The organism is Lacrimispora sp. 210928-DFI.3.58 (assembly GCF_020554865.1).
Taxonomy (GTDB): Bacteria; Bacillota; Clostridia; order Lachnospirales; family Lachnospiraceae; genus Enterocloster.
The window spans coordinates 118956-140611 of sequence record NZ_JAJCIC010000003.1; the positions used below are offsets into that span (position 1 = coordinate 118956).

The 21656-nt window shown below is 44.7% G+C and carries 19 protein-coding genes and 3 pseudogenes; 21 read left to right on the forward strand and 1 reads right to left on the reverse strand.

Features of this window, described 5'->3' with window-relative positions:
- Nucleotides 1-189 precede the first annotated feature (189 nt).
- From LIZ87_RS03050 to LIZ87_RS03110, 14 genes and pseudogenes are all read left to right on the forward strand, one after another.
- Nucleotides 190-792 carry a class I SAM-dependent methyltransferase gene (locus LIZ87_RS03050; RefSeq protein ID WP_227145203.1) on the forward strand — a complete coding sequence of 201 codons (603 nt, stop codon included), beginning with the start codon at nt 190-192 and terminating at the stop codon, nt 790-792.
- Complete coding sequence (locus tag LIZ87_RS03055) at nt 747-3236, forward strand: DEAD/DEAH box helicase family protein (protein ID WP_227145205.1); 2490 nt, start codon at nt 747-749, stop codon at nt 3234-3236. The genes LIZ87_RS03050 and LIZ87_RS03055 overlap by 46 nt, the downstream gene beginning before the upstream one ends.
- Complete coding sequence (locus LIZ87_RS03060; protein ID WP_227145206.1) at nt 3237-6236, forward strand: DUF3427 domain-containing protein; 3000 nt, start codon at nt 3237-3239, stop codon at nt 6234-6236.
- Complete coding sequence (locus LIZ87_RS03065) at nt 6233-6646, forward strand: (deoxy)nucleoside triphosphate pyrophosphohydrolase (protein ID WP_227145208.1); 414 nt, start codon at nt 6233-6235, stop codon at nt 6644-6646. Before LIZ87_RS03060 ends, LIZ87_RS03065 begins: the two co-directional genes overlap by 4 nt.
- 140 nt (nt 6647-6786) lie before the next feature.
- Nucleotides 6787-7026 carry a hypothetical protein gene (locus LIZ87_RS03070; protein WP_227145210.1) on the forward strand — a complete coding sequence of 80 codons (240 nt, stop codon included), beginning with the start codon at nt 6787-6789 and terminating at the stop codon, nt 7024-7026.
- An 84-nt stretch (nt 7027-7110) separates the two neighbouring features.
- Entirely contained in the window at nt 7111-7407 is a 297-nt protein-coding gene (locus LIZ87_RS03075; RefSeq protein WP_227145212.1) for a glyoxalase, read from the forward strand.
- Between the two features lie 41 nt (nt 7408-7448).
- On the forward strand, nt 7449-7748 hold the full coding sequence (locus tag LIZ87_RS03080; protein WP_227145214.1) for a TIGR04076 family protein: 300 nt from the start codon (nt 7449-7451) through the stop codon (nt 7746-7748).
- Between the two features lie 52 nt (nt 7749-7800).
- Nucleotides 7801-7944 (forward strand): annotated as a pseudogene (locus LIZ87_RS22810) (ArsC family transcriptional regulator); the annotation flags it as partial.
- A 437-nt stretch (nt 7945-8381) separates the two neighbouring features.
- Complete coding sequence (locus tag LIZ87_RS03090; RefSeq protein WP_227145215.1) at nt 8382-8756, forward strand: helix-turn-helix domain-containing protein; 375 nt, start codon at nt 8382-8384, stop codon at nt 8754-8756.
- Between the two features lie 4 nt (nt 8757-8760).
- Nucleotides 8761-9585, forward strand: coding sequence for an ImmA/IrrE family metallo-endopeptidase (locus LIZ87_RS03095; protein ID WP_227145217.1), 825 nt, complete (start codon nt 8761-8763; stop codon nt 9583-9585).
- A 5-nt stretch (nt 9586-9590) separates the two neighbouring features.
- Entirely contained in the window at nt 9591-10397 is an 807-nt protein-coding gene (locus LIZ87_RS03100) for a hypothetical protein (protein WP_178313403.1), read from the forward strand.
- Between the two features lie 39 nt (nt 10398-10436).
- Nucleotides 10437-10861: pseudogene (locus tag LIZ87_RS03105) on the forward strand (transposase); the annotation flags it as partial.
- Nucleotides 10859-10969 (forward strand): annotated as a pseudogene (locus tag LIZ87_RS23055) (DUF5131 family protein); the annotation flags it as partial. The pseudogenes LIZ87_RS03105 and LIZ87_RS23055, both read left to right, overlap by 3 nt.
- 93 nt (nt 10970-11062) lie before the next feature.
- A complete protein-coding gene (locus LIZ87_RS03110; RefSeq protein WP_227145219.1) occupies nt 11063-13567 on the forward strand; it encodes an ATP-binding cassette domain-containing protein in 2505 nt (834 codons plus the stop codon).
- Nucleotides 13568-13635: 68 nt separating this feature from the next.
- On the opposite strand, the gene LIZ87_RS03115 is transcribed toward LIZ87_RS03110, so the two are convergent.
- Nucleotides 13636-13899 (reverse strand): helix-turn-helix domain-containing protein, encoded by a 264-nt coding sequence (locus tag LIZ87_RS03115; RefSeq protein ID WP_178313406.1) that lies wholly within the window; start codon nt 13897-13899, stop codon nt 13636-13638.
- A gap of 272 nt (nt 13900-14171) precedes the next feature.
- On the opposite strand from LIZ87_RS03115, the gene LIZ87_RS03120 reads away from it, so the two are divergent.
- From LIZ87_RS03120 to LIZ87_RS03150, 7 genes are all read left to right on the forward strand, one after another.
- On the forward strand, nt 14172-14867 hold the full coding sequence (locus tag LIZ87_RS03120) for a Crp/Fnr family transcriptional regulator (RefSeq protein WP_227145221.1): 696 nt from the start codon (nt 14172-14174) through the stop codon (nt 14865-14867).
- A gap of 99 nt (nt 14868-14966) precedes the next feature.
- Complete coding sequence (gene asrA / locus LIZ87_RS03125; RefSeq protein WP_227145223.1) at nt 14967-16010, forward strand: anaerobic sulfite reductase subunit AsrA; 1044 nt, start codon at nt 14967-14969, stop codon at nt 16008-16010.
- Nucleotides 16007-16798 (forward strand): anaerobic sulfite reductase subunit AsrB, encoded by a 792-nt coding sequence (gene asrB / locus LIZ87_RS03130; RefSeq protein ID WP_227145225.1) that lies wholly within the window; start codon nt 16007-16009, stop codon nt 16796-16798. Before asrA ends, asrB begins: the two co-directional genes overlap by 4 nt.
- A 12-nt stretch (nt 16799-16810) precedes the next feature.
- A complete protein-coding gene (gene asrC / locus LIZ87_RS03135) occupies nt 16811-17785 on the forward strand; it encodes a sulfite reductase subunit C (RefSeq protein ID WP_227145227.1) in 975 nt (324 codons plus the stop codon).
- Between the two features lie 12 nt (nt 17786-17797).
- Nucleotides 17798-19882 (forward strand): molybdopterin oxidoreductase family protein, encoded by a 2085-nt coding sequence (locus tag LIZ87_RS03140; RefSeq protein WP_178316958.1) that lies wholly within the window; start codon nt 17798-17800, stop codon nt 19880-19882.
- Between the two features lie 9 nt (nt 19883-19891).
- Nucleotides 19892-20314 (forward strand): 4Fe-4S dicluster domain-containing protein, encoded by a 423-nt coding sequence (locus LIZ87_RS03145; protein ID WP_178316959.1) that lies wholly within the window; start codon nt 19892-19894, stop codon nt 20312-20314.
- Between the two features lie 4 nt (nt 20315-20318).
- Nucleotides 20319-21563 (forward strand): NAD(P)/FAD-dependent oxidoreductase, encoded by a 1245-nt coding sequence (locus LIZ87_RS03150; protein WP_178316960.1) that lies wholly within the window; start codon nt 20319-20321, stop codon nt 21561-21563.
- Nucleotides 21564-21656: the final 93 nt, after the last annotated feature.

Consider the following 21656-nt stretch of genomic DNA (forward strand, 5'->3'; position numbering starts at 1 on the left):
TTCTATACAAAAGTGGAGGACACAGATATAATAAAGATAACTTGATGTTTTATGTATTTAGGACTGTACCATATCTCATGGCGGGGGCTGACGGATAGGCTTTACCCAGAGGGATACAGAGAAAATGATTATGGAAAAATCAGCATAATTATGAGAAGGAGCTGATGTCTGACAGGCATCTGTAAAAAGATGAATATTACATTAGATTTTTATGAAAAAAACGCAAGCAGCTTTGCTGAGAGTACCTTATATGTCGATTTCCGGCAAACGCAGGATCGATTCTTAGATAAATTACCACAGGGCGGAAAAATTCTGGATTTTGGCTGCGGTGCTGGACGGGATACAAAATATTTTCTGATGAAGGGCTTTGATATTGACGCTGCTGACGGATCAAAAGAATTGTGTAAGCTTGCCAGTGCCTATACAGGGATTGCAGTGAAGCAAATGCTGTTTCAAGAGCTTGATAGCAGGGAAGCTTATGATGGCATATGGGCCTGCTCTTCCATATTGCATTTATCAAAGGCAGAATTGAAGGATGTTCTTTGGAGGATGGAGAGGGCTGTAAAAAAAGAAGGGATCATATACACTTCGTTTAAATATGGTTCTTTTGAGGGGACCAGAAACGGACGGTATTTTATCGATTTTACAAAAGAGACATTTGATGAATTTATGAGGGAATACAAAAATCTTTCCATAGAGGAATGCTGGATTACAAGGGACGTAAGACCAGGCAGAGGTGAGGAAAAATGGCTGAATGTAATTGTGCGCAAGAACGGAAAATGGATGGTTTAGAAATTGAGTTCACTAATGTAATGACAGGTGATAGAGATAGAAGGATGTACCTTTATTATCAGCTTATCGGAAGCCTGAAAAAGGCGGAAAGTGTCGATATCATCGTTTCCTTTCTTATGGAATCCGGTGTAAAGATGCTTCTGTCGGAATTGGAGAGGGCGTTGAACAGGGGAGCGCGGATCAGAATTCTTACTGGAAATTATCTTGGTATTACGCAACCATCTGCTCTTTATCTGATTAAGAGGAGGCTTGGAGACAGGGTGGATCTGCGCTTTTACAGTGAGAAAAACCGGTCGTTCCATCCAAAGTCATATATATTCCATTATGCTGATCACAGCGAGCTGTTTATCGGATCTTCCAACATTTCAAGAAGTGCGCTGACGTCTGGAATAGAATGGAATTACAGGTTCAGCAGCAAAACAGATCAGGAGAATTATGAAAAGTTTTACAAGACCTTTGAGGATTTATTTGAGCATCATTCTATTGTTATTGATGATGAGGAATTAAAGCGGTACTCAAAAAGCTGGCATCGTCCAGCAGTAGCAAGGGATCTTGATAAGTATGAGGCAGCCTGGCAGGAAAGGGCTGATTCGGCAGGGAATGTCAGATCGATTTATGAACCGAGAGGCGTACAGATAGAAGCTTTATACGCATTGGAAGATAGCCGGAGAGAAGGCGCAAGGCGTGCACTGGTTCAGGCGGCTACAGGCGTGGGAAAGACATATTTGGCAGCGTTTGATTCAAAGGACTATGAAAAAGTTCTCTTTGTAGCTCATAGAAAAGAAATTCTGGATCAGGCAGCTCTTTCCTTTAAAAATGTGAGAAATTCTAATGATTACGGCTTTTTTGACGGAGATAGCAAATGCAGGGATAAATCCGTGATCTTTGCTTCTGTTTCTACATTGGGAAGGCCGGAATACCTAAATGAAAGCTATTTTGCTTCGGACTATTTTAATTATGTGATAATTGATGAATTTCATCATGCGGTAACTGATCAGTACCAAAGAATTGTAGACTATTTTAAGCCTCAGTTTTTGCTGGGCCTAACAGCGACCCCGGATCGAATGGATGGACGGAATATTTATGAGATCTGCGACTATAACGTTCCGTATGAAATCTCATTGAAGGATGCGATTAATAAGGGAATGCTTGTTCCATTCCACTATTATGGGATTTATGACGATACGGACTATTCTAAGGTACATGTTGTGCGGGGCAGGTATGATGAAAAGGAGTTGAACGAGATATATATCGGCAATGTGCATCGCCATGATCTGATCTATAAATATTACTGCAAATATGGATCAAAGCGTGCGTTAGGCTTCTGCTGCTCCAGAGCTCATGCAGAGGAAATGGCAAAGGAGTTCTGCAAAAGAGGAATTTCCGCTGTAGCTGTATACAGCAATGGGGATGGTGAATTTTCCGAAGAGAGAAGCAGGGCAATCGAAAAATTGAAGAATGGAGATATCCGCATAATATTTTCTGTAGATATGTTCAATGAGGGAGTAGATATTACAGCAGTGGATATGGTTATGTTCCTTCGTCCTACAGAATCGCCGATTGTATTTTTGCAGCAGCTTGGCAGAGGCCTGCGCCGAAGCAGGGGAAAGGAATATCTGAATGTTCTTGATTTTATCGGAAATTATAAAAATGCAGGAAGAGTCAGATTTCTCCTTACAGGAAAAAGCATACCAGAAAAGGGTGCTTATGATCCGGCAGACAGAAGCAATTTCCCTGATGATTGTTTGATAGACTTTGATATGAAGCTGATCGATCTGTTTTCTGAGATGGATAAGAAAAACCGGAAGGCAAGGGATCAGATCAGGGATGAGTTTTTGCGCATAAAAGAAATGCTGGATAAAACACCATCGCGGATGGAGCTTTTTACCTATATGGATGACGATGTTTATCAAATGGCCGTAAGCCATGCAAAGGAGAATCCATTTAAGCATTATTTGGAGTACCTGAAGGAAATGGATGCGCTTTCTGATGATGAAGCGAGACTGTATGATGGAGTTGGCCGTGAGTTTATTCATATTCTGGAAACGACCAATATGTCTAAGGTTTACAAGATGCCGATACTTATGGCATTTTATAATCGCGGAAATGTGCGGATGGCGGTTACGGAGGACGAGCTTTTGAGAAGCTGGAAGGAGTTTTTTGAAAGGGGTACTAACTGGAGGGATTTAGAAACAGGTATTACATACGAGAGATACCAGAACATTTCGGACAGAGAGCATATCAGAAAAATTCTGCAGATGCCGGTTCATTTCCTGCAGGAATCAGGAAAGGGCTTTTTTGTCAAAAAGGACGGATATGCGCTGGCACTGCGGGACGATTTGGAAAGGGCAATAAAGCTTCCTGCCTTTGCAGACCATATGCAGGATGTGATCGAGTATAGAGCGATGGATTATTACCAGAGAAGATACAGGGAGAAGTTATAAATGACAGAAGAGGTTAAATTAGAGCTAAGAGCTGGATATGAAACGGCATATATTGATGGAAGCTTGGCAGCAAACCTTTCTTATAAACCGGGATTTGTATCGAACAATCCAGGACAGGGCAAAAAGGTCATTTCATCTATAGAAGATGAATTGTTAAGGTGCGACAAGTTTCAGATTAGTGTGGCGTTTATAACTTTAGGTGGAATAACGCCTTTGTTACAAACTTTAAAGGAACTTGAAAAAAGAGGTATTCCTGGGGAAATCTTGACGACAAATTATTTGAATTTCAGTGAACCCAAAGCGCTTGAAAAGCTGAATGAGTTAAAGAACGTAACAATCAGAATGTATGATGTCGACGCGTCCGATATTGGCTTTCACACAAAGGGATATATTTTTAAAAAAGAGGAAATATATAGAATCATCATTGGAAGTTCGAATATGACAAGTGCAGCTCTTACAAGCAATCGAGAGTGGAATACAAAGCTTGTTTCTGCTGAGCAGGGGGAAGTGGCTCTTGAGATAGTAAGAGAATTTACTGAGCTGTGGAATAGTGAATATGCATTAAGCTTTGATAGATTCTTTGCGATTTACACAGAGAGATATAACATAATAAAACATCAGAGGGAAATCGCAAAAAGAGAAAAGATTCCTTCGCTTGAGAAATATACTCTTAAACCAAATTCAATGCAGGAGGAGTTCATTGCAGGTTTAAGAAAAATACTTGAAGCTGGTGAAAAAAGAGCGTTGCTAATTAGTGCGACTGGAACCGGCAAAACATATGCTTCTGCCTTTGCTATGAGAGAACTTGGTTTTAAGAGGGTCTTGTTTATTGTTCATAGAGAGCAATTAGTGAAGCAAACGATAAAGTCATATAAAAATGTGTTTGCTGATGATACTTCTATGGGAATCATTGTAGGATCACAGTCTGTAGAAAAAGGAAAGGATAAAGATTATATCTTTGCAATGGTTGAAACACTTAGCAAAGATGAAAATATACGAAAATTTAATAAGGATGCATTCGACTGTATCATTTTGGATGAGGCGCATCATAGTCCTGCTAATACATATCAAAAGATCATGGACTATTTTGAGCCAAGGCTATTTCTTGGTATGACGGCCACACCGGATAAAAGAGATGACAGCATTGAAGGAAGAAATGTATATGAACTGTTTCACTACCAGATTGCTCATGAAATTCGCCTTCAAAGGGCTATGGAAAATAATCTGTTGTGCCCATTTCACTATTTTGGAATAAGTGATATTACAGTTTTGGATGATAAAGCGGTTAATGCGAGAAATATTTCGGAGAAGGATTTTAATCAGCTTACAAGTGAAGCCAGAGTCCAGCATATTCTAGAGCAAGCGCAGTACTATGGATATAGCGGTAGTCGTGTTAAGGGATTGATTTTCTGTAGCAGAAATAGAGAGTGCGAAGTTTTGTCGCAAATGCTTAATGAGAGGGGATATCGCACAGTTGCCCTTAGTGGTGATACGCCACCTAAAGCAAGAGAGCAGGCTTTTGAAAGACTTGCGATGGAAGAGGATGAAGCAAGTGAAGAACGGCAAATTTTAGATTATATTTTTTCGGTAGATATCCTGAATGAAGGTATTGATATAGTCGAAGTTAACCAAGTCATTATGCTAAGGCCGACTCAGTCTCCGATTGTATTTATCCAGCAACTTGGCCGAGGTTTAAGAAAAGCAGAAGGAAAGGAATTCGTAGTAATTCTTGATTTCATTGGAAATTATACAAACAATTTTATGATTCCAATTGCTTTATCCGGAGATCGAACATATAATGCAGATGTTATAAGAAAATATGTTATTAGTGGTAACAGTACAATTCCCGGAGCTTCAACCGTTCATTTTGATGAGATTGCAAAAGACAAGATTTTCCAGTCTATAGATAAGATAAAGGGAATGAAGGCAATCATTAGGGAAAGCTACATTTCATTAAAAAATAGACTTGGAAGAGTTCCTCTTTTAATAGACTTTTATGAAAACGAAGAGATGGATCCTTTGGTGATAATTAGGGAATACAAGACCTATTATGCATTTATAGAAGCCATGGAAAAATCAAATTATGTGAATCCTTTAAGTGAACAGGAAAAGCTGACAATTGAATATCTTTCCAAGACTATTCTTAGCGGAGTTCGTCCAGATGAACTTGAAATATTGAAGGAATTGATGTTAAAGGACAATGTCTCTGTAAGTGAATTTGCAAATAAGTACAGAGAAACCTATGGATATGAAATTGCATTGTCGCAGATTAATGAAGCAGTGCGTGTTCTTCAAGGACATTTTACAAGTAATGAGAAAGAGTATGAGAAATTCTGTCATATAGATATTTTGGAATATGACAAAGAACGTGTAATAAAGCGTATTTCCAGCTATACTAACAGACTTTCTCATAAAGAATTTTATAAGCAAATTGAGGATATAATCTCCGTAGGAATTGCTCGGTATCATGATAAATATCTTGATAGCAGAAATGATGAAGGTCCTTTTGTACTTTATGAAAAATATTCAAGGCGAGATGTTAGCCTGCTTATGAATTGTGGAAAGGATTTATCTTCTGTAATGTTTGGAATGAAGCGTATAGAGGATGATGTATTTATTTTCATCACATACCATAAGGAAGAGAGCAAGGACGAGAAAAATTATGTAGATGGCAAACCGGACTATGCAGATGCTTTTGAAGACAATATGATCTTTAAATGGGATTCCAAAATAGGTATGAGTAAGGAAAGCTCTTATATGATAGATGTTATCTCGGCTCCACGTAAGCATTTACTTGTGAAGAAGAGTGATGCAGAGAGTAATTTCTATTACATGGGGCAATTTGATGTGGTTGAGGCTATAAATTCCACGAAAGAAGATAACAAGGGCAAGATGCAGCCAATAACGAAGGTAACAATGAAAATGCATCATCCAGTGCGTGAAGATTTATTAAGATATTTACAGAGCAACATTAATGTTGCAGAGGAGAATGCAGTATGAAAACAATTCGAGTAGTTGCAGCAATAATCTGTGACAATATAGAAGAAAAAAATAAAATTTTTGCTACTGCCAGAGGTTATGGCGAATTCAAAGGTGGCTGGGAGTTTCCAGGAGGAAAGATTGAACAAGGAGAAACTCCACAGCAAGCATTGATTCGTGAAATAAAGGAGGAGCTTGATACTGATATTAAAGTTGGGAATCTGATAGATACAATAGAGTATGATTACCCGGCATTCCATCTTTCTATGGATTGCTTTTGGGCAGAGGTGATATCAGGAAATCTTGAACTAAGGGAAGCTGAAGACGCGAGATGGCTTACGAAGGATGAATTGGATTCTGTAGAATGGCTTCCAGCGGATATAATCCTTGTCGAGACGATTAAGGTACAGATGAGTGATGTGTTGGATTAGTTATATGGTGTGTGGCAATAACTATATCATTTCAAATGGGCTAGGATGGTCTTAAGGCTAATTACAGATTATATCTGAGAAGATGTACTATGATTTAGTGCTGGAAGAATAAAAATTGATGCAGCAAGGAGAAAAGTTGGATGATGGTTATTTCAAAATCAGATTGGAAACTGTTCCGGGAGAGAATTCCTGAGTGGCAGGAACATTACATGGAGCGACTTACAAAGGAATATATTAAATTATTGAGTTCACCGGGAAATGCATCAGATCATTTCTGGGAACTTGAGAAAAGAATCAAGCAGGATAAGAAGCATTCAGGTGTGTATAGAACTGAGAAAATCAACAGCAATTTTGGATATTGCGATGTATGTCCGGGATGAGGTTATCACAATGGATGAGCTGGAAGGTTTCAGCGAAGATATGATTGATGCAGTGAAGTTGATTCTGAGCAGGTAAGTGAATTTATGAGATTAAAAAATATCCTACTCGTAGTGAGCAATATTGAGCAGTCGAAGAGGTTTTATCATGACTTCTTTGGACTGCAGATTGTATGTGATTTTGGAGAAAACGTTATTCTTAGTGAAGGATTGGTATTACAGGAGCAGTTAATAAAGAACGATACAGTGGCTGGTAATGCATCTGAACTATTCTTCGAGGAGAATGACTTTGATGCATTTTTGCATTTAATAGAAAAATATCCGGAGCAGGTTCGGTTAATTGGTGGAGTCAGAACCAATAGCTGGGGCAAGCGTGCGTTGTAGCTATTGGATCCGGATGAGTATATTATTGAAATGGCAGAGAGGTGAATATAGTCGTTAAAAAAAGTAAGATTGAAGTGATCAAGGCTACCTTTGATGAAGAACTGGCAAAGGAATATGGTGTTACCTGTGTCTGTCCGGCTCGTGAGGTGGGAAATGTTTTTGCACTTTGCCATATGGATGATGATGCACTGTTGTATGGAGACTGGATTCAGACTACTGGTGTATCTATCAATTCCTGTAACGATGGTATAAGGGCAGTCATTTTTAAGATTATCAGAATTAATGAGGAATCGGATAATCTTTATATGTCAGATGGGATTCCAACAGGAGTGAAGAATTAACTGCAAGCTATGGGAGGGGCGTGCGGAAATTCAGGGCAAGGATTAGGGTATGCTTGCTCTCATTAGGTATATCGCTGATGAGGATAAGCCTGAGAAGATTCTTGAGAATCCTCAGGTAATCAAGACTCTGGTTGTCAGAAACGGAAAGCAGTCTATGTTGAGTTATCAGCCAGATGTATGGAAGGGATGGGACTAATTGGGAGGTGCTTATGATCTTAGCAAAGCCAATAGAGAATTTTGCAGGTATAACACTGGAAGGTGATCATGAAGATTTTTATGAGAAAATGGAAAGTATATAGAGAATGGCCGGTCTGGAAGATAAATAATTCACAGAAATCCGTTGCCTGCTTCGTGTGAAGGGTAGGGGTGGCCGAAATCTCTACGGGACTGCTCTTACTAGAACGGCGGGTGGGGCTTGCGTGTGCAGTTGCGAAATGAAATATTTTTTGGTATGGGAAGAGGGGAGATAAACAATCGGGTTCTGGGTATAATAAATAGTGTGTTGCCAAAATAGAAACAATAATAAAAAAACTTAAATAGGAGTCAAGAAAATATTGACTATCGGATTCGTTCTGCATATAATAATAGTGTGAATTGAGTTATTATAGTTAATTTTACTTGGAGGTACTTGTGATGGTAAACATGAATGAGATTATCAGTAACAATATTATGAATATTATGAAGCAGAATGACAAGAAACAGGTTGATCTTGCTGGATATCTCGGTGTATCTAAGCAGGTTATAAGTAAAATGCTTAGTGGAGCCAGAATGATTAATGCGATTGAACTGCAGAAAATAGCAGAGTTCCTGGGTGTTACAATGGAACGTCTGGTAAAGGTTCCACAGATGATTCCAGAAACGAATACTGTGAAGGCTTTTATGGGAAGAGTTGAATCTCAGGAAGCAAAGGATGGCCTTGAAATTGCAGATGAGATTGCAAATATGATTTGTTTCTATGCTCGTACTCATGAAAATGCAGCAGAAATGATGCAACCATGGGAGGCATAAGCCTATGTGTAAAGTCTTGAACAACAGCCTTTATATAAAGGATCGTAAAAAATATATAAAGATAAGTGAATGTGTGACAAGCTTTAATTCTCTCTATAATAAGAATAACATCGTTCAGGACGATATTTTTAGCGTGTTAGAAAATTATGTGGCTCGTCATGATATGCCATTTGAACTGCTTAGATATCCAATAGGGGATGCAGAATTATGTGCCTGTACATTTATAAGACAAGGACGAATGTTTGTGATGATTAATTCTGCAATTCCTTTATCAAAACAAATATTTGCAGCAGCACATGAGTTGTATCATATTTTTTGCTATTTTGAAGAGAAAGATTTTGCATTATTACAGTCAGGATCCATTCTCGAATCAGATGTTATTGACGATGAAGCAAAAGAACTTGAGGATATGGAAGCAAATGCTTTTGCTGCGCTTTTTTTAGTTCCAAAGGATCGCCTTGAAGAACAGTCAGATGTTTACAATTTATCCTATAAGAATGCTTCGGTTCAGGTGATTCTTAAAGTAATGGATATTTTTGCAATTCCATACAAGGCAGCAGTACTCAGACTTTTTGAAGAAGAGAAGATTGATATAAAAACTGCGAAGAAGCTTTTGCAGATTGATAGTGATGAAATCAATAAGCAGATTGAAGTGACCGGAAAAGCTGCAAGATGGCAGGAAATCCCTAGAAATCTCATCCGATTTGGAAGTTTATCAGAAAAAATGTATGATCTGGAACAGTGGGAAGGTGTACGGGACGAACGTTTGAAAAGCGATAAGGCCAGGTTAAATGAGATTGTAAAAATGTTAGGGAAACTAGCGAGGTAGTGTCAATGGAGATAGACAAGAAATATGCCTTGCTGGATACTGACTTTTTATACAAAGCACATTTGGCAAGGAATACAGCAAATCATACATTGGCAGAATTTGTTCTTAATTTTGACGATTACGAATTTTTTTGTCATGAAATGATAAAAGAAGAACTGACAAGACATGAAATCAATCCGGATCCCAATCCATGGCTTGAAGAAAAAATCACAGCTGGAAGAATAAAGCTGTATTCTGATCGTGATATTGTGAATGAATTAAGTAAAATTTATGGAGCAGCAGCGACACTCACATATAAATCCTTACTTCAGATTAGTTGTGATACTTTTAATGCCGGATTTTATGAAGAATATTATGGTTCTTTAGAATATACTGAAAATGTAACAGATATTGATTGTTTTCTTGCAGCATTAAAAGGGTGCGATGATAATATACCGCATCAAAATGGTTTGGGAGAAAAGAAAACCTATGTCTTAGTTCAGATGATGGAGATACTTTACAATAAGCAGGTATATGTATTCTGTTCCGATGATTTTAAAGCAAGACAGAGCATTGCCGGTTTAACTAAACCAATTAATTGCATAAGTATCTTAGGTGTGTTCTATAAGCTGATGAAAATGGGGTATGATAAAGCTGAAATGCAAGAATACTATAATCAGTTATCAGCTTTTTTAAAGAATCAGACAGAGTATAGGGTTTGGTCGCTGTCCGGCCATCAGAGAATCAGAGTGTCAATTACGCAGGTGCTGGATGATATTTATGATGGAAAGTTTCAGTTATTGAGAAATGGAGACTTACAATACATAAAATAATTCCATAAAAATTATACCGAATTTGGTGAGCCTTATTAACTGGTTTTGCCATTAAATTTGGTAGGTTTGATTCAGGATGATGATTCTGTCCAACTGCTGAGCCACGAATTGGAGGAACTTAACTACAGCTTCCTGTATCAGGCTTACTCCGCCAAAGGCAGAAATTCGGCAGTGGATCCCAAGACCATGTTCAAGCTCCTGACCTATGCTTATTCCCAAAACATCTATGCGTCCAGAAAGATCGAAACGGCATGTAAGCGAGATGTCAACTTCATGTGGCTTCTTGCCGGACAAAAAGCATCCGATCACAGCACGATTGCTCGATTCCGTACAGGATTTCTTCTGGATGCCTGTGAAGAGACCTATTTTATCAAATGGTGAAACGGTTAGAGAAGGCCGGTAAGCTGTCCAAAGAGACGGTCTTTATTGATGGGACAAAGCTGGAGGCCTCTGCGAACAAATATAACCTGCAGCCGGAATCTGGCATAGTATTTACCTGCATGACCTCAGATTTCTTCCTGGAGGAAGCAGATGAATGGAGGTCGGAGTGCTGGCGGATAAGGCCGGAGCGCAGCTGACGGCCGGACAGCAGAAATATGTTGTGGATACACTGATGGAGTGGATCCGCAGGCAGATGGAATGATGAAATAGAGGTTATTACGGATATGAGCAGAAGAAGCAATACCCCTCCGCAGAAGATCAGGATCCGCGGCGGACGGGTACATAACCTGAAAAATATTGATGTGGATATTCCGCTAAATAAGATCGTAGGAATTGCAGGCGTTTCCGGTTCCGGCAAATCCTCATTGGCCCTCGGCATTCTGTATGCGGAGGGTTCCAGGCGGTATCTGGAATCCCTTTCTACCTATACGAGACGGCGCATGACACAGGCGGAGAAGGCCCAGGTGGATGAGGTCCTCTATGTGCCGGCTGCCCTGGCCCTTCGCCAGAGACCGGGAGTGCCCGGAATCCGCAGCACCTTTGGCACCGGCACGGAGCTTTTGAACAGTCTTCGCCTCATGTATTCGAGACTTGCCAGCCATTGCTGCCCGAAAGGACATTATGTGGAGCCTTCGTTGAATGTGGCGGCAGGGTTGGAATTAGCCTGCCCGGTCTGCGGGGAGCATTTCTTGGCGCCAGGGGCAGAAGAGCTGGCATTCAACAGCCAGGGGGCCTGCAGAAGATGCGATGGTACAGGAATTGTCCGGACGGTTGACGAATCCACTCTGGTGCCGGATGAAAGCCTCACCATTGACGAGGGAGCTGTTGCGCCGTGGCAGACGCTCATGTGGTCTCTGATGAAGGATATTGCCCGCGACCTGGGCGTACGGACGGATGTGCCCTTCAAAGATCTGACATCGGAAGAACGTGACATGGTGTTTCATGGACCCGCAGTGAAAAAGCATATGATCTACCAGAATCAGACCAGCGGCGCTGCAGGAGAAATGGACTTTACCTACTTTAATGCAACCTATACTGTGGAAAATGCCCTGTCCAAGGTCAAGGACGAAAAGGGGATGAAGCGTGTGGAGAAATTCCTGCGGCAGAGCATCTGTCCTGATTGCAGGGGAACCAGACTCAGTGAGAGGGCAAGAGCGCCAAGGCTTCGCGGAATTTCACTGGCTGAAGCCTGCACATTGACACTCTCTGATTTAATTGAATGGGTGAAAGGTGTTCCCTCCTCTCTGCCGGAAGAAATGAAGCCAATGGCGGAAAGCATTTGCGAATCCTTCCAGAGCGCTGCGAAGCGGCTGATGGACCTGGGACTTTCCTACCTGACACTCGACCGTGCCGCGTCTACGCTTTCAACGGGAGAGCGTCAGAGAATGCAGCTTGCCAGAGCTGTGCGCAACCGCACTACGGGCGTCCTCTATGTGCTGGATGAGCCGTCTATCGGCCTGCATCCCTCCAACATGGAAGGTCTGATCGGTGTGATGGAGGATCTGCTGTCAGATGGAAACAGCATTATTCTGGTCGATCACGATACAAATGTGCTGTCCCAGGCAGACTGGCTGATCGAGATGGGGCCGGAGGCTGGAGCAAAGGGCGGAACGATCATTGCACAGGGAGAGCTTGAGGAGGTTGAGAATGATCCGTCGTCCAGAATAGGAGGCTTTCTTACAGGGAAGACGGTCATCAACATAGGGACAAACGCATCTTCGGAAGAGATGTTTGATCTGGGCAGGATCCATCTGTCCACCAATCAGATCCACACAGTGAAACCCCTTGAGGTGGATTTTCCGAAAGGCAGGCTGATCGCAGTGACCGGTGTATCTGGTTCCGGTAAAACTACCATGGTCCTGGAAAGCCTGATCCCTGGATTGGAGGCATCCATCAAGGGGGAGAAGCTGCCGGGGCATGTGAATCGTATTTCTGCAGAGGGTATCAGCCAGGTAAAGCTCATTGACGCTACTCCCATTGGCATCAATGTCCGATCCACCGTTGCAACCTATGCAAATGTACATGATGAGCTGCGCAAGGTTTTCAGCAGGGCCCAAAAAGCAAAGGAAAAGGGGTATAAGGCGGGCGATTTTTCCTATAATACCGGAAAGCTGCGCTGCCCGGTCTGCGATGGCACGGGAATGATCAGCCTGGATGTGCAGTTTCTGCCAGACGTGGACATTCCATGCCCGGATTGCGGCGGTTCACGATATGGAAAGGAAGCAGGCCTGATCCGGCGAGTTCCGAAAAAGGGCGGAAAAGCTAATTCGCTTCCTGAGCTGATGGATATGAGTGTAGATGAAGCGCTGGCTGCCTGTGCAGATCTTCCTCTGGTAGCAAAGCGTCTGCAGGTGCTCCGGGATCTGGGCCTTGGCTATCTGACACTGGGGGAGGAAACGCCCAGTCTGTCCGGCGGCGAGGCACAGCGGTTAAAGCTTGCCAGCGAGATGGGAAGAGGACAGTCGGATTCTGTTTTTGTATTTGATGAACCCACCATCGGCCTGCATCCGTTGGATGTGAAAACACTTCTTCAGGTATTCCGCACACTGATCCACAGCGGTGCAACGGTTATTGTCATTGAACACGATCTGGATGTGATAAAAAATTCCGATTATGTGATCGACATGGGACCGGGCGGCGGCATCCATGGGGGAAGGATCATTGCCAGGGGTACGCCTCAGGAGATCGGCAGAGAAGAAAACAGCATTACCGGAGCCTATCTGAGATAGAAATGCATTTGTGAAAGGGTGATTGGTTTCTATAGACAATAAGCAGTGATCTGTATATGAAAAACAGATCACTGCTTATTGCCCTCTTTGACACCTAACAGATATTCACATGATACATGGAAGAATTCTGCCAGTGCAACGACTTCATAATCCGAGACAAACCGCGTACCGTGTTCAATACGGAGTACGGTCAAATCGTTAAATTCATATCCGGCAAGCTGGAGCTGAGCCGCCAAAGCCTTTTGAGAAAGATGGCGTTTTATGCGCAGTTCCTTGACCTTTGGGCCAATCAGGTTTTTTGAATTGTTTTCCTTATCCCAGTAAATCTTAATATGGATCACCTGCTTTCTAAAAAGGAAGTGCTATGTAATTGATTTTACGGAACAATTCTGGCAATATACTTCTAAAGATGAAGGAAAAAGAATTATTTTCTTCGGCATACCATCAAAAAATGCAAAGACTTGGGAAGTCACAAACAATTGCGGTTTAAAACCAGGAATGTTATAATAAAAATATCTATCATAATCGGCGGCGCTATCAGAAACGCAGGAAGATACAGCAGTTACGGCGGCTTGCCCCGGATACATCTGAGAAGGAGCATACCATGCAGGGAAAAAATCGATTATATGAGCAGAAATTTTTTCAAAACGTAGCTAGGGATACGGCAGACAAGCTATGGGCTGCCGGAAGTATCAGAGAGTTTCCGGCAGGGCATGTCCTTATGAGGGCGAAAGATTGTACCAGCCAGGTATACATCCAGCTGTCAGGAAAATCCATGGTCTACAATCTGACTCATATGGGAAAGAGGAAGATCATTTTCCTCTTCGGTGGAGGCGTTCTGTTAAATGAACATGTGATGAACGCCCACCCGGCTTCCCTGTTCTGCGAGACCATAGAGAAGAGCCGGATCTTCTCAGTGCCATTAAAGCTGTTCCTCCAATGCATGGAGGAGGATTTCACCCTTACCAGGGCAGTGCTGGAGACCCAGGAGTGCAGGATCTGGCGTTTGGGCCATCAGCTTAAGAATACCCAGGGCGGCATCTACATGGAGCGGAAGCTGGCGGCAAAGCTCTGGAAGCTGTCCAGGGATTTCGGGATCCAGAAGCCGGATGGGATCGAGATCGATATCAACCTGTCAGTCACCATGCTGGCAGACATGCTGGGCTCCTCCAGGGAGACCACCTCCAGGCTGTGCAGCATCTTAATTGATCTTGGGCTTATGAAGATCAATAAAAAGAGGATTACCATTATCAATCCTGAGAAAATGTCGGTCTTCTATAAGACCGGAGAAACAGAATAAATTGTAGAAATTTGAGGATTCTGTGATGTCCGTCACAGAATTCTTTTTTTTGTTTTGTTAAAATATTATCAACAAAACAAAAGGAGGAAAGGAGCCGTTATGGGATATCAACTATCAAAAACGCAGGCAGGGCAAATGTTTCAGAAATGGACCAAGCAGTATGAGATATTTGCACCGAAGCTGATGGAGGGGGAAGGCTGTTTTTCTGATACAGACATTGTACGGTATGGAAAGGTCAATTCCCTTGACGAAATTGAGTGGGAGAGGAAGTCCGACTATTCGTTCAAGGAGGTCCTGCTGGCCATCAATGAGACGCTGTTTTATTTTACAGAGGACCAGTGGACAGTGCCAAAGGGGCCCGAAAAGGATGTTCTGATCTTTTTGCGTTCCTGCGACCTTCATGCAGTGAAGCGGCTGGATGAAATCTATCTGAAAAACGGATTTGAGGACTTCTATTATGGAAGAGTGCGGGAGCGGGCAAAGTTCATCCTGATGGGCTGTAAGGAGACCTGTGGATCCGGCTTCTGCGTCAGTATGGGGACCAACCGGTCGGATAATTACGATGCTTATCTGAAGGTAGAGGGCGAGGCTGTTTTTGCAGATTTCAGATGTGCTGAATTGGAAGAAACCGTAAAATCAGAAGAGCCAGGAGGTCTGGGGGAAGACATGGCTGAAAAGCTGCCGGTGAAGCAGGCAGAGGTCCATCCCGACTACGTGACAGAGAATAAAGAAAAGGTCACTCTGCCAAAACACCTTTCTAACGAAAGCTTTTCAAAAGAGATCTGGAAGGAATACGGGGCCCGCTGCATTGGCTGCGGCCGCTGTAATTTCGTCTGTCCTACCTGCACCTGCTTCACCATGCAGGACATATTCTATAAGGATAACCCGAAAGCAGGAGAGCGGCGCCGTGTGTGGGCCTCCTGTCAGGTGGATGGATATACCGATATGGCGGGAGGACATGGCTTCCGTCAGGGTCAGGGGGACAGGATGCGGTTTAAGGTTATGCACAAGATTTATGATTACGAGAAGCGGTTTGGCTATCCCATGTGCGTGGGCTGCGGACGCTGCGATGATGTTTGCCCGGAGTACATATCCTACTCAAACTGCGTCAACCGTTTAGCAAAGGAGGAAATGGAAGCATGAAAAACGAATATATTCCTCAGTTATCCACCATCAGGGAAGTGATCAGGCATACGGATCTGGAATACACCTTCCGCATGGAATTTGACGGCGAGGTAAAGCCGGGACAGTTTTTTGAGGTGTCCCTGCCAAAGTACGGGGAGGCTCCCATTTCTGTCAGTGGGATCGGCGAGGGAACAGTGGATTTCACTATACGCCGTGTGGGAAAGGTGACGAATGAGATCTTTGAAAACTACATAGGCGACCGCCTGTTTATCCGCGGGCCCTACGGAAATGGATTTGAGATCGAAGATTACAAGGGCAAAGAATTGATTATCATTGCCGGAGGAACAGGACTTTCCCCAGTGCGCGGCGTGGTGGATCATTTTGCACACCACCCGGAGGAGGCTGCAGGCATCACATTGATCGCAGGCTTCAAATCTCCGAAGGATGTGCTGTTCAAGGAGGACTTTGCATTCTGGAAGGAGCGCATCCGGGTCATTCAGACAGTGGATACTGCTCCGGAAGGCTACAGGGGGCCAGTTGGAATGGTGACAAAGTACATACCGGATCTGAGATTTGAGGATATCTCAAACACTGCTTTTATCTGTGTAGGTCCGCCTATCATGATGAAGTTTACGGTAATGGAGATCCTAAAGCTGGGAGTGCCGGAGAAGAATATCTGGATATCCAATGAGCGCAAAATGTGCTGCGGTCTGGGAAAATGCGGTCACTGCAAGATCGGCTCCACCTATATTTGTCTGGATGGCCCGGTGTTCAACTATGTGGATGGAAAAGAATTGATCGATTAGGAGGCGGCGTAAGTGGGATTAGATATTAATACAAAGAAATTGAAAAAAAATGCATTCCGCGTATCAAAGGTAAGAGGGATCGGAGCATCCAGGATCCGTGTCCCCGGCGGCTACTTAAATGCAGAGGTGCTGGGAATGGTCCAGGAGATCGCCCAGACTTATGGAAACGGATATGTACATCTTACCACCCGCCAGGGATTTGAGATCGAGGGGATCCGCCTGGAGGATATGGATGAGATCAATAAGAAGCTTCAGCCCATCATCGAGAAGCTGGAGATCAACCAGACAGACCCGGATACGGGATATCCGGCATCCGGCACCAGAAATATCAGTGCATGTATCGGAAACAATGTCTGTCCATTTGCCAATTATAACACGGCAGAGCTGGCAAAGAGGATCGAAAAGGCCGTGTTCCCAAATGACCTGCATTTTAAGATTGCCCTTACCGGCTGCTCCAATGACTGTGCAAAGGCGAGAATGCATGATTTCGGGATCATCGGCATGACAATGCCCCAGTATGATCCCACCCGCTGTGTCACCTGCCAGGCCTGTGTGAAGGGATGCAAGAGCCTGTCTGTCAATGCCCTCAGGGTAGAGAATTATAAGATCGTCCGCGATGAGGAAAAATGCATTGGCTGCGGCGTCTGCATCACCAAATGTCCCACCAGGGCATTGACCAGGAGCAAAAAGAAGTATTATAAGCTCACGATCATGGGAAGGACAGGGAAGCGCAATCCGCGTCTGGGCGAGGATTTCCTTGTATGGGCAGATGCCGACAATATCATCAAGATCATTTTAAACACCTACAAATTTGTGGAGAAGTATATTTCTCCCAATGCTCCGGCCAGAAAGGAGCACATTGGCTATATCATTGACCGTGTAGGCTTTGAAGAATATAAAAAGTGGGCGCTGGACGGCGTGGAGCTGATGCCGGAGACGATCGTAAAACAGTGTGTGTATTGGAACGGCATTCATTTTGACCGGTAAAAGGGGGAAGCTATGAAAAAAATACAATCTGTATGCAATTACTGTGCCATAGACTGCAACCTGGACTTCTACGTGGAGGACAACCGGGTGGTAAAGACGGTGCCCACCAAGGGATATCCCGTAAATGACGGCTTCTGCTGCATCAAGGGTCTGTCCCTGGACAAGCAGCAGAAGACCGTGAAGCCAAACAGCCTGCCGAAGATACGTGAAAAGGACGGAAGCTTCCGTCAGGTCTCCTGGGAGGAGGGCTTTCAGTATGTGGCAGATAAGCTAAAGGAGCTGCAGGCCAGATACGGTCAGGAGAGCGTGGCGGGGATCAGTACCGGACAGCTTACTCTGGAAGAATTTGCCATATTCGGCCATGTGATGAGGAATTATTTAAAGGCCAATGTGGACGGAAATACCCGCCTTTGCATGGCAACAGCCGTTGTGGCCCACAAGCAGAGCTACGGCTTTGACGCGCCGGGCTTTACCCTCAAGGATCTGGAGCTTTCCGACAGGATCATCTTTATCGGGGCCAATCCCGTGGTGGCGCATCCGATCCTGTGGGGCAGAGTGCGCCAGAATCAGGTGCCGGACCACAAGATCATCGTGATCGATCCCAGAAGATCAGAGACAGCCATGAATGCGGACTACTGGTACGGCCTGAAATGGAGGAGCGACCTGATCCTTCTGTACACCATTGCCAACCAGCTCATTGAAAAGGATTACCTGGATCACACATTTATTGAGGAGCACACGGAAAAATTTGAGGAATTTCGCGAATTTGTGAAAGGCTATACCCTTAAAAGGAGTGCTTCAGGGACAGGCCTTAAGGAGGAGCAGATCCTGGAGCTGGTGGAGCTGATCCACAGCGGAAAACGGGTATCCTTCTGGTGGACCATGGGTGTCAACCAGGGCTATGAGGCTGTGCGCACGGCCCAGGCCATCATCAACCTGGCGCTTATGACAGGAAATATCGGAAAGCCGGGCACAGGAGCCAACTCTATTACAGGACAGTGCAACGCCATGGGCTCCCGTTCCTACAGCAATACGGCCGTATTTTTCGGAGGCGGCGATTTCACCAATCCGGCCAGAAGAAAGCGCATGTCCGAGGTGCTGGGAGTTGGGGAGGAGATGCTGGCCGAAAAGCCCACAAAGACCTACAACCAGATCATTGAGGGAATCAATGCAGGAGAGATCAAGGGACTCTGGATCCTGTGCACCAACCCCAGGCACAGCTGGACCAACAATGAAACCTTTGCCCAGGCAGCCAAAAAGCTTGAGCTTTTCGTTGTCCAGGATATCTATGATACCATTGAGAGCGCTGAGGACTGTACCGTGTTCTTCCCTGTGGTGCCGGGACTGAAAAAGGAGGGCACCTACATCAACCTGGAACGCCGCCTGTCCGCCATGCGTCCTGTTCTTGAGCGGGGAGAAAATGAGATATCTGACTATGAAGCTATTCTGGGCGTGGGAAAGGCTCTGGGAATGGGCGATGCCTTAAAGGTCTGGGAGACACCCAGAGACTGCTTCAACCTGATGAAGGAGTGTTCCAGAGGAATGCCCTGTGATATTACCGGTGTGACATGGGAAAATCTGGAAAATTCTCATGGGATCCAGTGGCCTTACCCGGAGGGGAAGGAGGAGGAGAACAGGGAAGAGCAGAGGCGTTTATATGGAGACGGCCGCTTCTTCACTCCATCAGGAAAGGCCCGGTTTATGTTTGAGGAGGTCAGGGAAAATCCACTTCCCACCACAGAGGAGTTCCCCTATGTGTTCAATACAGGCCGCGGAAGCGTGGGACAGTGGCATACCCAGAGCCGGACAAAGGAGGTACGGTTTGTGGAGGATGTCTCTGTGAAGAAGGCTTACCTGTACATGAACACAGAGCTTGCCCGTGAAAAGGGCATCGAAGAGACAGACGAGATCCGAGTATACTCTGCCAATGGACAGAATGCTGTGTTTGCGGTGAAAGTCACAGACAATGTCCGGCACGATGAGCTGTATGCGCCGATCCACTATATTGAATGCAACAAGCTGACGCCGTCCCTATATGATTCCTACTCAAAGGAGCCATCGTATAAGGCGACACCGGTCCGGTTTGAGAAATGTTAGGAGGGGCTTATGTACCGTATAAAAATTGACCGAAGCCGCTGCATTGGCTGTCTGACCTGTGTGACGGCCTGTGTAGTCAGCCATGAGATGGAGAGCACAGACGCGAGAAACCGCGTGACCATAGACAGTGAGACACAGCCGGCGCCCATATTCTGCCGCCACTGTGAGAGGCCGGAGTGCGTGTACACCTGCATGACCGGCGCAATGAAGAAGAATCCTGTAACCGGCTATGTGGAGTATGACAAAACACAGTGCGCCAGCTGCTACATGTGCATCATGTCATGTCCATACGGAGTGTTAAAATATGACAGCATCCGCAAAAAGGAGATCATGAAATGCAATATGTGCGTGCACAGAAGTGAGGACGGAAGCGCAAAGCCCATGTGTGTGGAAAAATGTCCCATGCAGGCGATCACATTAGAGGAGGTGTAGCGGAATGAAATATGTAGTATTAGGCTCCTCGGCAGCCGGGATCAACGGAGTGAGGGAATTGAGAAAGCTTGATAAGGACAGTGAGATCGTCCTGATATCCAAAGACAAGGCCATCTATTCCCGCTGCATCCTCCACCATTATCTGAGCAATGAGAGGAACATGGAGCAGCTTTGCTTTGCAGAGCAGGATTTTGCGGACCTCTTCCGGGTAAACTGGATGAAGGGAAGGAGCTGCACAGGCATAAAACCTGAGGAAAGGCTGGTGATCCTGGAAAATGGAGAGACCGTCAGCTATGACAAGCTTCTGATCGCCACAGGCTCCCATACCTTTGTGCCTCCGGTAAAGAATCTGAAGAAGGCCTGCAATGTCACCGGCTTTCGCAATATAGAGGACGTGGAAGCATTAAAGGCAGTTGCCCAGGAGGCAGAAAATGTGATCGTCATGGGAGCCGGCCTTGTGGGAATAGACTGCGCCATGGGCTTTCTGGATCTGGGAGTAAAGGTGACTCTGGTGGAAATGGCGGGCTGGCTTCTCTCCAAACAGCTGGACGAAAGAGCGGCAAAGACATACCAGGATGCCTTTGAAAGGCAGGGGATCAAACAGTATTATGGTGTGGGCATTGCAGAGGTGGTGCTGGATGAGGATAACAGGATCAGGGAAGCAATACTCACAGACGGGACAAGACTTCCCTGCGATCATGTGGTAGTGACAGCGGGAGTCCGCTCCAATGTGGAATTTCTGGAGGGAACAGGGATCAAGACCAGCCGTTTTGGGCTGATCTACGATGAGACGGGAAAGACCAGCAATGACAATATCTACGGAGCCGGAGACGTATCGGGAACGAGTCCCATCTGGCCCGCTGCGGTGAAGGAGGGTATTGTGGCTGCCAGCAATATGGCAGGGGTTCCAAGGAAGATGACGGACTTTTTTGCCAGCAAGGCCACCATGAATTTCCTGGGGATCCCCAGCATGTCCCTGGGTGATGTGAACTCAAATGAGGATGGCATCACAGCAGAGGTGAGGGAGACTGAGGATTCCTACAAAAAGATCCTGCACAAGGACGGAAAGATCGTGGGAGCCGTTCTTCAGGGAGATCTGGCCTACGGAGGCATCCTCCAGCAGCTGATCGCGCGGAAGATCGATGTGGGAAAGGTAAAGAAGCCCATTTTTGATATCGATTATTCTGATTTCTTCCACATAAAAGAGAACTTTGAATTTTACTATGAAAGTGTTGACCGGCAGCCGTGAGACGGCGCATGCCAGCATGCAGAGTCTCATGGATATCGGGCTGACTTTCATGATCTGTGATGCCGCCGTCAGGCGACATGTCCGTTTATTATG